The 14,375-nt window shown below is 63.4% G+C and carries 13 protein-coding genes; 4 read left to right on the top strand and 9 right to left on the bottom strand.

Going from position 1 to position 14,375, the window contains the following annotated elements; translation table 11 throughout:
* Positions 1-3: 3 nt before the first annotated feature.
* Positions 4-915: a ketopantoate reductase family protein gene (locus INF35_RS12420; RefSeq protein WP_193502892.1), complete on the top strand. Its 912-nt coding sequence runs from the start codon at positions 4-6 to the stop codon at positions 913-915.
* 99 nt (positions 916-1,014) lie between these two features.
* Here INF35_RS12420 and INF35_RS12415 read toward each other — a convergent pair whose 3' ends face one another.
* The 9 genes from INF35_RS12415 to INF35_RS12375 all read right to left on the bottom strand — a co-directional run bounded on the left by INF35_RS12415 (position 1,015) and on the right by INF35_RS12375 (position 10,784).
* Positions 1,015-2,580 (bottom strand): nitrite/sulfite reductase, encoded by a 1,566-nt coding sequence (locus tag INF35_RS12415; protein WP_193502890.1) that lies wholly within the window; start codon positions 2,578-2,580, stop codon positions 1,015-1,017.
* 169 nt (positions 2,581-2,749) lie between these two features.
* Complete coding sequence (locus INF35_RS12410) at positions 2,750-4,129, bottom strand: hemolysin family protein (protein ID WP_193502888.1); 1,380 nt, start codon at positions 4,127-4,129, stop codon at positions 2,750-2,752.
* Positions 4,130-4,485: 356 nt separating this feature from the next.
* Positions 4,486-4,893 (bottom strand): F0F1 ATP synthase subunit epsilon, encoded by a 408-nt coding sequence (locus INF35_RS12405; protein WP_193502886.1) that lies wholly within the window; start codon positions 4,891-4,893, stop codon positions 4,486-4,488.
* A complete protein-coding gene (gene atpD / locus INF35_RS12400; RefSeq protein WP_193502884.1) occupies positions 4,893-6,290 on the bottom strand; it encodes a F0F1 ATP synthase subunit beta in 1,398 nt (465 codons plus the stop codon). Before atpD ends, INF35_RS12405 begins: the two co-directional genes overlap by 1 nt.
* Before the next feature lie 49 nt (positions 6,291-6,339).
* Positions 6,340-7,269, bottom strand: a complete 930-nt coding sequence (atpG, locus tag INF35_RS12395; protein ID WP_193502882.1) for an ATP synthase F1 subunit gamma — start codon at positions 7,267-7,269, stop codon at positions 6,340-6,342.
* Positions 7,257-9,296, bottom strand: coding sequence for a F0F1 ATP synthase subunit alpha (gene atpA / locus INF35_RS12390; RefSeq protein ID WP_193502880.1), 2,040 nt, complete (start codon positions 9,294-9,296; stop codon positions 7,257-7,259). Before atpA ends, atpG begins: the two co-directional genes overlap by 13 nt.
* Positions 9,293-9,781: a F0F1 ATP synthase subunit B gene (gene atpF, locus INF35_RS12385; RefSeq protein WP_193502878.1), complete on the bottom strand. Its 489-nt coding sequence runs from the start codon at positions 9,779-9,781 to the stop codon at positions 9,293-9,295. Before atpF ends, atpA begins: the two co-directional genes overlap by 4 nt.
* 14 nt (positions 9,782-9,795) lie before the next feature.
* Positions 9,796-10,014 (bottom strand): ATP synthase F0 subunit C, encoded by a 219-nt coding sequence (atpE, locus tag INF35_RS12380; RefSeq protein ID WP_193502876.1) that lies wholly within the window; start codon positions 10,012-10,014, stop codon positions 9,796-9,798.
* 71 nt (positions 10,015-10,085) lie between these two features.
* Positions 10,086-10,784 carry a F0F1 ATP synthase subunit A gene (locus INF35_RS12375; RefSeq protein WP_193502874.1) on the bottom strand — a complete coding sequence of 233 codons (699 nt, stop codon included), beginning with the start codon at positions 10,782-10,784 and terminating at the stop codon, positions 10,086-10,088.
* A gap of 235 nt (positions 10,785-11,019) precedes the next feature.
* Between INF35_RS12375 and INF35_RS12370 the strand changes: the two genes are divergently transcribed.
* The 3 genes from INF35_RS12370 to INF35_RS12360 all read left to right on the top strand — a co-directional run bounded on the left by INF35_RS12370 (position 11,020) and on the right by INF35_RS12360 (position 14,375).
* Entirely contained in the window at positions 11,020-12,690 is a 1,671-nt protein-coding gene (locus INF35_RS12370) for a sensor histidine kinase (protein ID WP_193502872.1), read from the top strand.
* Between the two features lie 14 nt (positions 12,691-12,704).
* Positions 12,705-13,367, top strand: coding sequence for a response regulator (locus INF35_RS12365; protein WP_193502870.1), 663 nt, complete (start codon positions 12,705-12,707; stop codon positions 13,365-13,367).
* 165 nt (positions 13,368-13,532) lie between these two features.
* Positions 13,533-14,375, top strand: coding sequence for a sulfide/dihydroorotate dehydrogenase-like FAD/NAD-binding protein (locus INF35_RS12360; RefSeq protein ID WP_193502868.1), 843 nt, complete (start codon positions 13,533-13,535; stop codon positions 14,373-14,375).

Here is a 14,375-nt window from a genome sequence, read left to right as displayed (position 1 = left end):
CCCATGGAAATCCGTACATCGGCTCTCATCGGCCTGGGCGCACTGGGCATTCTCTTCGGGGCTCCCATGGAAGAGCACACCGCCCCGGGCAGCTTCACCGTCATTGCGGGGGAAGACCGCATCCGCCGCTACAGCCGGCAGCCTACCCTTTTCAACGGCAAGGAATGCCGGTTTGACTACACCACCCCGGAAAACGGCCATCCCGTGGACCTGGTCCTGGTGGCGGTCAAGGCCACTGCCCTGGACAGCGCGGTGGAGGACATCCGACGCTTTGTGGGGCCGGATACCGTCATCCTCAGCGTGCTCAACGGCATCACCAGCGAGGACACTCTCAACGCCGCATACCCCGGCCATCTGCTGTGGAGCGTGGCTATCGGCATGGACGCCACCCGCACCGGGCGGGAGCTGGTCTGCAAGTGTCCGGGCAAGATCCAGTTCGGGGAGCGGGACGGCCGCATGACCGAACGGGTAGCGGCGGTGGACCGCTATCTCACCGCCTGCGGCATCATCAGCGAGCCCTGCGGCGACATCCTCACCAAGCAGTGGGCCAAGCTCATGATCAACGTGGGACTCAACCAGACCGCCGCTGCCTTTGACCTGACCTACGAGGGACTGCGCACCCCCGGCCCTGCTCAGGACAAGATGCGCCAGGCCATGCAGGAGGTCATCCGGCTGGCCAATCTGGAGGGGGTGCCCCTGCCCCCTGATTGTGACACCAAATGGCTGGACGCCAACATGCCGGGCTTCAACGCCGACGGCATGCCCAGCATGCGCCAGGATGTGCTGGCCCACCGCCCTACCGAGGTGGAGGAGTTCGCGGGCACCATCCGCCGCCTGGGCCGCAGGCACGGCATGCCAACCCCCGCCAACGACTTCTTCTATGACGCCATCCGCCGCATTGAGGCCAACTACTGACCCGGCGGCTGCACAAAAAAACAACCGCCCCCGCACCGGAGGAAATGCCCGGTGCGGGGGCGGTTTGTCGATTCAGAATTTTCAGGGATGCTAAAGGGCTCAGGCCAGGTACTTGACGGCCACACGGTCAAAGGCCGAGGCATCCTTGGCGTACCATTCGGCAAAGCTGCTGCCGGAAGCGGCCACCGTGCGGCCCAGCTCCACCAGGAAGGCGGGAATGTCTTTTTCCAGCACCACGCCCAGCTCGCGGCCCATGCGCTCGCTGCCCTGACGGTCGCAGCCGCCCACATAGAGGGTGAAGGCAGACTGGGGCTTGCGGTCGATGACCTTGGCGGCGCCGCGGAAGCCCAGCATGCCGGTCTGATGGGTGCCGCAGCTGGAGGGGCAGCCCGAGATGTGGATCTGGGGCAGAGCGCCGTCGGGGAGATTGGCCTCCCGCACGGCAGCCACACAGGCGGCCAGCAGGGCCTGGGAGTCCCGGACACCCACCTGGCAGATGGAAGCGCCGATGCAGCTGACCGAAGTTTCAAACAGGCTGGCGGCAGTGTCGCCGGAGGTGAGCTCCAGCAGGCGGGCGGCCTCGGCACCGGTGAGGTTGATGAGGTAGGCTGTCTCGTCGGGAGCCAGACGCATCTCGGCGCCGTTCATGGCGCAGACGGCGTCGGCCACCTGGCAGAACACCTGGGGGGCGGGCTGGCCGCCCACCGGATGCCATGCCACGGCGTAGAGGCCGGGCTGCTTCTGGGGGATGACCCGGGGGCTCTCGGGGGCGGCGGAACCGTCCCCGGCCTTGGTCGGGGGAGCGGGAGCGATGCCGGTGAGGGTCAGGTCCTCACCGGAGGCAAAGACCTCCTCCAGCTTGGCGTTGTAGGCGGCGGCGTAGGCCTCGGGGCCGCCCAGAGCGTCCTGCATATAGCGGGTGCGGGCCCGGGCGCGGTTGTCGTAATTGCCGTAGGCCCGGAAGGTCAGCCACATGGCCTTGATATAGTAGAGGATCTTCTCCGGGTCAATGCCTTGGGCAACTTTCACGCCGAAGCGGGGGTTGTTGCCCAGGCCGCCGGCGCTGTACACGTCAAACTTGCCGTCGGCGCGGGCCACAAAGCCCAGGTCGCGGTAGGTGGCGTGGGGGATGTTGGCGGCGGTGGAGGAGAAGCCGACCTTCAGCTTGCGGGGCATCTTCTCCGCCTTGATGAAGTGCATGAGGTAGTCACCGGCAGCCTCGGCCCAGGGCAGTACGTCGAAGTACTCGCCCTCCTCCACACCGGCCAGGGGAGAGCACATGACGTTGCGGGGATAGTCTCCGCCGCCGCCCAGGGTGACGATGCCCGCGTCCAGGGCCTTCTCCATGATGTCGAAGACGGCGTCGGGCTGCAGGTCGTGGAGCTGGATGGTCTGGCAGGTGGTGAAGTGGAGGCGGCTTACCTGATGGCGGCGGACAGCGTCGGCGGTAAAGGCAAGCTTCTCGGGGGTGACGCGGCCGGCGGTCATGCGCAGTCGCAGCATATTGGCCTTGCCGCCCCGCTGGGCGTAGCTGCCGTACAGGCCGGAAAAGCCCTTGTAGGCCATCTTGTCCATATTGCCAGCGTAGAATTCTTCGGTTTTCTGCCGGAAAGCGGCAAGGTCCTCTTTCCAGGATTGGGGATCGATTTTCTGGGGTACAGCCATGAAACGGCCTCTCTTTCTGTCTGTTGACTGACGGCACGGCGCATGGTTTTCCTGCGCCGGTCAAAACGAACCGCTGCGCACCGCATGACGGCGCGCAGCGGACTTTTATTGTAGCATATCCCGATGTGCAGCGCAATGTGCACGGGATGCCAAAAAAGAACGGAAAATGTTATTTTTCGGCATCGTCGTCCCGGCGGGACTTTTTGTCCCGGCTGTCCTTGCCGTCCTCCGACTCGGGAAGAGGCGGCAGCTTTTCCACCAGCGCCCAGGAGACCTTGCGGTCTTCGAACTTTTCCACCCGGATGCGCAGGCCGTTGGTCTCCACCGTCAGCTTGGTGCCGTCGGCGGGGATGGTGTTCAGGCAGCTCATGACCATGCCGCCTACCGTGTCGTAGTCCATGTCCTCAGGCAGGTCGATGTCCAGGACCTCGGCCAGGTCCTCCACCCGCAGGCTGCCCTCCACCCGCCAGACGCCGGGGCTCACCTCAATGATGGGCTGGGGCTCCTCCGGGTCGAACTCGTCGTAGATGTTGCCCACGATCTGTTCCAGCAGGTCTTCGATGGTCACCACGCCTGCGGTGCCGCCGTATTCATCCACCACAATGGCCAGGTGCTGCTTGCGGGACTGCATGTCCTTGAACAGCTGGTCGGCGTGGACGGTCTCGGGCACAAAGTAGGCGGGGCGCAGCAGCTCCGCCAGCGTCTTGGGCTGTTCCCGCTGGAGGTTGAGCAGGAAGTCCCGGGCATTGAGAATGCCCCGGATGTCGTTGATGTCCTCCTCATAGACGGGGTAGCGGCTCAGGCCGGTGGTGCGGATGGCTTCCAGAATGTCCTCGCTGCTTTCTTCCAGGCTGAAGGCCGTCACGTCGGGCTCAGGGGTCATGGCGTCGCTGGCCACCATGTCGCCGAAGTCGAACACGTTCTCGATCCACTGCTGTTCTTCCTGGGCGATGGTGCCCTGCTCGCCGCTGTTCTCCACCATGAGGCGGATGTCCTCCTCGCTGGCGGCGTCGTCCTCGGTCTCAGTCTTGAGGCCCAGCAGGCGCAGGCTGCCGTTGGTGGCCAGGTTGAGCAGGCCCATCATGGGAGCAAACACCACGCTGATGACATGCATGACCCCCAGGGCGGCCTTGGCCCAGCCGTAGGGCTGCTGCATGGCGATACGCTTGGGCACCATCTCGCCGAAGGCGATGGAGAAGAAGGAAATGACGATGGTGACCACCACCATGGAAAAGACCGAGAGCACATTGGCGGGCAGGGGCAGTTCCAGGGTGAGCAGGAAGTTGGTCAGGTAGCCGGAAAAGTTCTCGGTACCAAAGGCGGCGCCCAGAAAGCCGGACAGGGTGATGGCCACCTGAATGGCCGACAGGAAGCGGTTGGGGTTTTCCACCAGAGCCAGCATACGGGCGGCGGTCTTGTCACCTTCATCAGCCATTTTGCCCAGCTTGACCGAGTTCAGCGACAGAAACGCGATCTCGGAGCCTGCAAAAAAGGCGTTGAGCAGGATAAACACCACCTGCAGTAGAATTTGTGAGGGCAGGTTTTCCACGGAAGATTCTCTCCTTTGTCAGTTGTCAAAATAGGATTTGGCGAATATGTGTTGCAGGATACGGCAGAAACATAAAAAAGCATAGCCCTGCACCAGAAATCCGGTGGAGCTATGCCTGGTCTGATAAGATATGCGTGTTCGGTCGGCTCGGTTCCGCGTCGCCGTCGGCGTCCATAGAGGTATCCGTTCCCTTTCCGCAGTGTCTGCTGCTGTATCTGATTGGATAGTATACCGCAAAAACGGTCCTGCGTCAAGGCGGGAAGGCAGGAAAGCAAAACACGACGCCCGCCGTGCGGCCGGAGATCCGGCGGGCACGGCGGGCGTCAACCCCTCTATGAAAAAAAGATGATACGCGTTTATTTTCTGTGGCTGCTGCCGTGCAGTCGGGCGGTGGCGCGGGCCAGGGCAGCTTTGCTGCGGAAGTACTGCTGCTTGCTGACGTGCTGGCGCAGACGTTCCTCGGCGCGCTCCTTGGCACGGCGGGCGCGGGCTTCGTCGATGTCCTCGGGGCGTTCGGCTGTGGAGACCAGAACGACGGCGTAGTCGGACATGATCTCGGCAAAGCCCTGGGTCACCACGGCGGTATACCACACGCCGTCCACCTTGTAGCGGGCCTCGCCCGGCTCGATGGCGGTGACGATGGGCTCATGCCCGGCCTGAACGCCGTAGCTGCCGTCCACCGCAGGAATGATCAGGCTCTCGACCTCACCGGTGAAAAAACGCTTTTCCGGGGTGATGATCTCCAGCAGGAAGGTCTTTTCCATCAGATCGCCCCCTGAGCGCGCGCTTTCTCGCGCACCTCGTCAACAGTGCCGACCATGGAGAAGGCCGACTCGGGATATTTATCCAGCTCGCCGCCCAGCAGGGCCTCAAAGCCCTTGAGGGTCTCTTCCAGCGGGACATAGCGGCCTTCCAGACCGGTGAAGGTCTCGGCCACGAACATGGGCTGGGAGAAGTACTGCTGCATGCGGCGCGCGCGGGCGACGGTGCGGCGGTCCTCCTCGGACAGTTCTTCCATGCCCAGGATGGCGATGATGTCCTGCAGGTCGCGGTAGCGCTGGAGCAGCTCCTGAGCGCCCCGGGCGATGTCGTAATGGCGGCGGCCCACCAGATCGGGCTCCAGGATGCGGCTGGTGGATTCCAGAGGATCGACGGCGGGGTAGATGCCCTGCTCCACGATCTTACGGGAAAGCACGGTGGTGGCGTCCAGGTGGCTGAAGGTGGTGGCCGGGGCGGGGTCGGTCAGGTCGTCGGCGGGCACGTAGACGGCCTGCACCGAGGTGATGGACCCGTCCTTGGTGGAGGTGATGCGCTCCTGCAGAGCGCCGACCTCATCGGCCAGGGTGGGCTGGTAACCGACGGCGGAGGGCATGCGGCCCATCAGGGCGCTGACCTCGGAGCCGGCCTGCACATAACGGAAAATATTGTCGATGAAGAGCAGTACGTTCTGCTTCTGACGGTCGCGGAAGTATTCGGCCATGGTCAGGCCGGTAAGAGCCACGCGCATACGGGCTCCCGGCGGCTCGTTCATCTGGCCGAAGACCAGGGCGGTCTTTTGCAGAACGCCGGACTCGCCCATCTCGCGCCAGAGGTCGTTGCCCTCACGGGTACGCTCGCCGACGCCGGTAAAGATGGAGTAGCCGCCGTGCTCGGTGGCGATGTTGCGGATCAGCTCCTGGATCAGGACAGTCTTGCCCACGCCGGCGCCGCCGAACAGGCCGATCTTGCCGCCGCGGGTGTAGGGGGCCAGCAGGTCGATGACCTTGATGCCGGTCTCCAGGATCTCAGCGGTGGGGTTCTGCTTTTCAAACGGGGGCGGGTCGCGGTGAATGGACCACTTTTCGGGAGCATCCACAGGGCCTTTTTCGTCGATGGGGTCGCCCAGGACGTTGAACATGCGGCCCAGAGTGGCCTCGCCCACGGGCGTCTCGATGGCGTGGCCCTGGGCGATGACCTCGTCGCCGCGGGCAAGACCCTCGCCCGGCGAAAGCAGGATGCAGCGCACGGCGCCGTGACCCACATCGCGGGCAACTTCCATCACGCGGCGCTCGCCGTCTTTTTCAACGACCAGCTCCTCGTTGATCTGCGGCAGGCTGCCCTCGTCGAACTGAACGTCGACGACAGGGCCCAGCACCTGCGCGATCACACCTTTGTGTTGCATTGCAGTCTTTCCTTTCTATCTCGAACTCCGGCCCGGGGCCGGATAACAATCACTCAGCGGCGTCGTCCCAGTCGTCATCCCAATCGTCGTCCCAGTCATCTTCGCCGGAGGGCTGAGAGCCGCCCACGATCTCGGTGATCTCCTGGGTGATGGCGCTCTGGCGGGCGCGGTTGTAGTGCAGCGACAGCTCCTTGAGCAGCGAGCGGGCATTGTCGGTGGCGGTGTCCATGGCGCTCATGCGGGCGTTCTGCTCGGAGCAGAAGGACTCCACCATGGTGCCGAACAGCACGCTCTTCAGGTAGCTGGGCACAATGTGGTTGAGGACCTGCCCGGGGGAGGGCATGTAGGTGACCTCCCGGCGCTCGGTGCCGTCGGCCCGGGGACGGGGATTCCAGGGGAAGGCGTCCCGGTCCAGGGGCAGCAGCTTGATCATCTTGGGCTCCAGCTTCATGGCGGAGACCATCTCGGTGTAGACCACATAGATCTCATCCAGGCGGCCCTTGCGGAACAGGTCGATAAAGGTATCGCTGATCTCCCGGGCACGGTAGATGGTGGGGTCCTGGGCGGTGTACATGAACTCGCCGTCCACCTGGATGCCCCGATGGCGGAAATAGTTGCGCCCCGCCTGACCAATGACGAACAGAGTGGCGTCTGCGTCCTTGGCGATGTGTTCCTCGGCCATGCGCAGGACATTGTGGTTGTAGGCACCTGCCAGACCCTTGTCGCCGGTGATGACGATGTAGCCGATCCGGTGCTTTTTGTCCGGCCGGCGGTCAAAATAGGCGTGGTCCACGTCCGCCGCACGGTGAAGGATATCCGAGATGGTCTCGGTGATCTTCATGAAGTAGGGCTGAACGTCGTTGAGCTGGCGGCGGGCCTTGCGCAGCTTGGAGGAAGAGATCAGGTACATGGCGTTGGTGATCTTGAGGGTCTGCTCAACGCTGTCGATGTGGGTACGGATCTCCTTTATGCTTTCCATGTGGCGCTCACCTGCTCTTTATAGCTTTCCAGCGTCGTGCGGATCTGCTCGGTGGCGGCGCCGGAAAGAGAACCGGTGTCGTCGATCTCCTGCATGAGCGCGGGCTGTTCACGGTCGAGCAGATCGGCAAAGTCTTTGGCAAACGAGTTGACCTTTTCCAGAGGAACGTCGTCCAGCAGACCGGCGGTAGCAATGTAGAGGCTCACCGACTGACGGCTGACCGACTGAGGCTGGCACAGGGGCTGACGCAGCAGCGCCATCATGCGCTTGCCGTGATCCAGCGTCTGGCGGGTCTCGGCGTCCAGATCGGAGCTGAACTGGGTGAAAACTTCCAGTTCGCGGTAACGGGACAGGTCGATACGCAGGGTGCCGGCGGTCTTTTTGATAGCCCGGGTCTGGGCGGAGCCGCCCACACGGGACACCGACAGGCCCACATTGACGGCGGGACGCTGTCCGGCGAAGAAGAGGTTGCTTTCCAGATAGATCTGACCGTCGGTGATGGAAATGACGTTGGTGGGAATGTAGGCGGAAACGTCGCCCGCCTGGGTCTCTACGATGGGCAGGGCCGTCATGGAACCGCCGCCGTATTCCTTGGTCAGGCGGCAGGCGCGCTCCAGCAGGCGGGAATGCAGGTAGAAGACATCGCCGGGGTAAGCCTCACGGCCGGGGGAGCGGCGCAAAAGCAGGGACAGGGTACGGTATGCCACCGCGTGCTTGGACAGGTCGTCGTAGACGATAAGCACATCCCGGCCCTTGGACATGAAGTACTCGCCGATGGCGGCACCGGTATAGGGAGCAATGTACTGCATGGGAGCAGACTCGCCTGCGGTGGCGGAAACGATGATGCTGTAATCCATGGCGCCGTGCTTTTTCAGCGTCTCACGCAGGCGGGCGATGGTGGAAGCCTTCTGGCCGATGCCCACGTAGATGCAGATCATGTCCTGACCCTTCTGGTTCAGGATGGCGTCAATGGCGATGGAGGTCTTGCCGGTCTGGCGGTCGCCGATGATGAGCTCACGCTGGCCGCGGCCGATGGGGACCATGGCGTCGATGGCTAGAATGCCGGTCTGCATGGGCTGGTTGACCGGCTCACGGCTGATGACGCCGGGGGCCTCATGTTCGATGGGGCGGGTCTCGGTGCACTCGATGGGGCCCAGGCCGTCGATGGGGCGGGCCAGGGCGTCCACGGTACGGCCGATGAGACCGTCGCCCACGGGCACGTCGGCGGGACGGCCGGTGCGGCGGACGATGCTGCCCTCGGCCAAGCCCTCCTGGCTGCCCAGCAGAACAACACCGGTGCGCTTGCGGCGCAGGTCCAGAATGATGCCGGGGGTGCCGTTCTCGAACTCCACCAGCTCGCCGTAGACCGCGCGGCGCAGGCCGCTGACGGTGGCGATGCCGTCGCCGATCTCCATGACGCGGCCGGTCTCGGTGGCCATGGCGTCGCCGGAGTTGCCCTGCAGCGACTGCTTCATCTGGTTGGCCAGCTTGTCAAGGTCGGCGTCGGCGGGGCCGTCCTGAATGCCCTTGGCCAGGCGGTTGAGACGGCCTTTGACGCTGCGGTCGTAGGTGACGCCGTCCACATCCAGCACAAAGCCGCCCAGCAGGGAGGGATCGATCTTGATCTGCAAAACGGCGTTGGACGCGCCGCGCAGCTTGCACACTGCCTTGCGGATGGCTTCCCGGGTGGCCTCATCCGGCTCACGGGCGCAGGTCACCAGGCAGTTGACGCCGCCCTCGGCAGCCAGGGCCAGGCGGGAAAATTCCGCCATGACCTGGGGCAGGGCGGCAAGGTGGTCTTCCTCCGCCAGCAGGGTCAGAAAAGCTTTCAGCTCGTCCCGGCCGTCCAGGCAGGCGGCACCGGCAATGAGCTCCTTCTTTTCAGCGGCGGTGACAGCGGGGCTCTGCAGCGTGTTCCAAAGGCGGGCGTCCGCCATCAGGGCATCGGCGGCTTCGCGCACGATTCGGGCATCGCCGTTCACGGTCCCAAAGAGGGCCGCCGCGTAACGCTCGGTCGCTTCGCTCATTGCTCCTCACCCACCTTTGCCAAAAACTCCTCGGCCAGCGCACGGTCGGAGTCGGTGTCCAGACGCTTGCCTGCAACCTCGGTCGCAGCCATGACGGCCAGACGCGCCACCTCGCCCCGGGCCTGACGCATCATTTCGCTGCGTTCGGCCGCAATGCGGGCCTCCGCCTCCACGGCGGTCTTCTTGGCGTCGGCCTCGGCCTGGGCCATGCGGTCGGCATAGGCCTGGTCGGCGCGGTTCTTTGCGTCGGTGACCAGCTGGGCGGCTTCCTCGCGGGCACCGGCCAGCTTGGTCTCATACTCCTGTTTCAGAGCCGCAGCCTTGGAGTTGTTCTCCTCGGCTTCGGAGATCTGGCTCTTGATCAGCTCCTCCCGCTGCTCAAGAACAGCGTTGATGCGGCCGAACAGGAACTTGCGGAAAAAGAAATACAGAATCAAAAGGTTGACGATGGTAAAAAAGATCGTCCAGGGCTGGAAATCCAGCATTGGGCACACCTCCCTCAGCCGACAAAGATGATGATGAGCGCGGTGATGAAGCCGAAGATGGCAGTGCCTTCGGCCATGGCGCAGCCCAGCAGCAGGGTGCTGTTGATCTTGCCGGAAGCTTCGGGCTGACGGGCGATGGCGTCGCTGGCGTGGCCGGTGGCAATGCCGATGCCGATGCCGGCGCCGATGCCGGTGAGAACTGCGAGACCTGCGGCGATGATTCCGATAGACATAATACGTTCCTCCTGAAATAATATCGTGTTGGGTGGCGCGGGGTCAGCCGCGCAGGGGGATGGGCCGGGGATCAGGCTTCTTCTTCCTTGATTCCCTCGCCCGCGAACAGAGCGGTCAAAAAGACAAAGACGATTGTCTGGATCAGGCCGTCGAACAGATCAAAATAGATGCAGAAGACGGCGGGGACAACGGCGGGCACCAGATATTTGATCATCTCCATGATGATGTAGGCGCCCAGAACGTTGCCGAACAGTCGCATGCACAGAGCAAGCGGACGGATGGCGATCTCCATCAGATTGATGGGGGTCAGCAGGGGCATGGGCTCGGCAAAGCGTTTCATGCCGCCGCGCAGGCCGTTGTAGCGGAACTGCGCGCCGTAGATCAGAAACAGGCTCATAATGGCCAGAGCCGCGGTCACGCTGACGTCCTTGGTGGGCGGAACGAGACCAAAAATGCTGATGATGTTTGCCAGGCCGATGTACAGCGCCACCGTACCCAGATAGGGGGCGAAGGGACGCCAGTGCGGACCGATGGTCTCCTTGACGAAGCCGTTGAGGAAATTAACGGCAGATTCCAGGATGACCTGCACCTTGCCGGGGTTGCGGACCTTCAGGTTCCGGGTGGCCAGCAGCGTGACCACCATCCACACGGCCATGATGATCCAGCTCACCAGGACCGCCGAGGAGATGGGAATGCCGCCCAGCACCGGGATGGTGAAGGCCGTTTCGTTGGCAAGCGCGTCGACCAGGGCTTGTTTGAAACCTTCCAAACTTGTTCACCTCTTTTTCGCCTACATCTTACTCCTGCGCGGGAAAGCGGTTAAGGGTTACGAAAATAAAAAAAACAAAACCGTGCAAAGCGACAGGGAAGCAGGGAACAAAACCGGGCAAGGTTTGTGCAATTTTGTGCAAGATTGATGCATTTTGTCCGATGTGGTATCATGGCATCAGAATCTGCCGCGGTCAACGGCGGCACAGAGCATATGGACAGCGGGAGGGTGCGCCATGGACAGAAAGCAGACCGGACAGACGGTGTCCCAGCAGATCCGGCGGGTGTCGGTGCTGGGCATTCTGGTGGCCATGATCCTGGCTACGGGCGCGGGGCTGTGGATCAGCCTGACCCAGGAGAGCGCCGCCCGGGACCGCACCCTCACGGCGGCAGTGCAGGCGGTGGCGGACGCCATGGCCCTGGCGGACGGGGAAGAGTGGGCGGAGGCGGCGGCCTACGTGGAAGAGGCTACCCGGAATATTTCGGGCATCGATCTGTTCGCAGTGTACGGGCCCGACGGCAGCCCTCAGGTATTCTATGACGCCGAGGCCGGCGATGACACCGGCTCCGGGGAGGACCGCATCGCCCCGCTGGACGCTGCCCTGATGGAACTGCTCCAGGCGTCAGGGGAGCCGGTGTTTGACGACGCCCAGGCCCCCGAGGGCGCTGACCACTGCGCCTATACCGCCGTGGTGGACCGGGACGGGACGGTGCGGGGCTATGTTATGGCCGGCCTCTACCTGCAGTCCATCCACGATACCGTTCTGCGCACGCTGGCCGTCTATCTCCTCATCGGGGCAGCGGCTCTGGGAGTGGGGACGCTGCTGAGCACCCAGCTGGCCCGCCGCATCAAGAGCGACCTGCTGGGCTATGAGCCCGATGCCTTCCGGGATCTGTTCCTCCGCCGGATGGAACTGCTGGACGCCCTGGACGAGGGCATGCTGGCCATTGATAAGGAAAAACATATTATATACATCAACCGCGCCGCCGCCGAGATGCTCTCCTTTGACAAGAGCGCGGTGGTGGGAAAGCCCCTGTCCCAGGTCTATCCCCAGTCCACCATCCCCCGGGTCATGCGCACCGGCCGGGCGGAGTACAATGTGGGGCTGGAATCCCTCAAGCATGTGCGCATTCTGTCCGATCGGATGCCGGTATGGCGGGGCGGAAAGATCGTGGGAGCGGTGGCCATCTTCCGCAACCGCACCGAGGTGGCAAACCTGGCAAAAGAGCTCACCGGCGTGCAGCACATTGTGGAGGCCATGCGGGCCTACACCCATGAGTTCATGAACAAGCTCCACGTCATTCTGGGGCTTTTGCAGCTGGGAGAGGCCAAACAGGCGGAGGAATACGTTTTGCAGCTGACCCAGACCCGGGCTTTGTCGGTGGGCATGATCTCCGAGCGCATTGCCGAGCCGTCGGTGGCGGCGCTGCTCATCGGCAAGAGCTGCCGCGCCGCCGAGCTGGGGGTGCGCATGACCCTGGACCCCGAAAGCCACCTTTCCGCCGACGCCAACTACCTGCCCACGGCAGGGCTCATCACCATTCTGGGCAACCTCATCGGCAATGCCCTGGACGCCTTCAGCAACGCGCCGTCGGGGGTGCTGCATGAGGTGGATGTGACCATCCGGGAGAGTGACCGGGGCCTCATCCTCAGCGTGGACGACAACGGCCCCGGCATGACGCCCGAACTGCGGGAACATATCTTTGAGCGGGGCTTTACCACCAAGGGCGGCAGCCACGGCACCGGCCTGTTCCTGGTCAAGAGCGTGGTGGACGCCTACAACGGCGATATCCGGGTGGAGTCCACCCAGGGGGTGGGCAGCTCCTTCATCGTGACCTTCCGCCCGCCCGAGGCGGAACAGGACGAGGGGACCGACCCTGCACCCGAACCCCAATCCCAACCCTGAGACCGGAGGCAATTATGTATACAGTGGTTATTGTGGAGGACGATCCCATCATCACCGAGCTCAACCGCCGCTACGCCGAAAAGGACGGCCGCTTTACCGTGACAAGGACCTTCTCGGCCCCCCGGCAGGCGCTGGACTGGCTGACCCGCCACCCGACGGATCTGGTCATCCTGGACTTTTATATGCCCCAGATGAACGGGCTGGAACTGCTGCGGTCCATCCGGGCTGCGGGGGTGGCGTCCGACGTTATCATGATCACCGCCGCCAACGACGCCGCCACCGTGGAAGCCCTGACCCGGCTGGGCATTGTGGACTATCTGGTCAAGCCCTTTGCCTACGAGCGGTTCTGCCGGGCACTGGAGGAATTCTGCCGCCGCCGGGCAGCCATGCGGGCGGGCAGTCTGGACCAGAGCGCTCTGGACAGCCTGATGCATGCCGCGCCCCCCGCCCCCCTGCCCAAAGGAATGCAGGCCCAGACCCAGGAGCGGGTGCTGGCCTGCCTGCGGGCCGACCCCGCCCGCCGCCATACCTGCGAGGCCATTGCCGAGGCATCGGGGCTGTCGGTGGTGACGGTGCGGCGGTATATGAGCTATCTGGCCCAGCAGGGCATGGTGGCCGGGGACATGGACTACGGCACCGGCGGACGCCCCTGCCTGGTCTACCGGCTCATCAAGTGACTGCCCCGCCCGAAAAAGGCGGCCGGGCACTTCAGCACAATAAATAGTTTTGCTTTACATTGCGGGCAAAATGCCGTACAATTACTCTGTAATGCTTTCACGGCGCGGAAGGCCTGTCCCTATCGCCACGCCGGAAAAATCCAGTCAAGGAAAAGGAGAACGACCGTGTTTAAGATCGTAAAGAAACGCAGCCTGAACCCCACGGTATCGGAAATGTCGATCGAAGCACCTCTGATCGCCAAAAAAGCGAAGCCGGGACAGTTCATCATTCTGCGCGCCAAGGAAGATTCCGAGCGTATCCCCCTGACCATTGCGGGGACCGACGCCGCTGCGGGCACCGTTGACATCATTTATCAGATCGTGGGCGCAGGCACCATGCAGCTCAACAGCCTGAACCAGGGCGACAGCCTCCACGATTTTGTCGGCCCCCTGGGCAAACCCACCGAGATCGAGGGCCTGAAGAACGTCTGCGTGGTGGGCGGCGGCGTGGGCTGCGCCATCGCTCTGCCCGTGGCCCGTGCTCTCCACGAGGCGGGCGCCAAGGTCACCGGCATCGTGGGCTTCCGCAACAAGGACCTGGTCATCCTGGAGGATGAGTTCCGGGCCTGCTGCGATGAGCTCATCCTCATGACCGACGACGGCAGCTACGGCGACAAGGGCGTTGTCACCGCTCCGCTGGAAAAGTGCATCCAGGACGGTGCGAATTTTGACGAGGTCATCACCATCGGACCCCTCATCATGATGAAATTCGTGGTTTCCGTCACCAAGAAATACAACGTCAAGACCGTCGTCTCCATGAACCCCATCATGATCGACGGTACCGGCATGTGCGGCGGCTGCCGCCTGACCGTGGGCGGCAAGACCATGTTCGCCTGCGTGGACGGCCCCGACTTCGACGGCTTTGAGGTCGATTTCGACGAGGCCATGCACCGCGGCACCATGTACCGCGATTTTGAAGCCCACGCCCGGGAAGCAGAGTGCAACCTGCTGAAGAAGGAGGTCGAGTAA

This window comes from Gemmiger gallinarum (assembly GCF_014982805.1).
Lineage (GTDB): Bacteria > Bacillota > Clostridia > Oscillospirales > Ruminococcaceae > Gemmiger > Gemmiger gallinarum.
The sequence above is the reverse complement of the archived record's forward strand: the minus strand, read 5'-3'. Positions and strand labels throughout refer to the sequence as shown.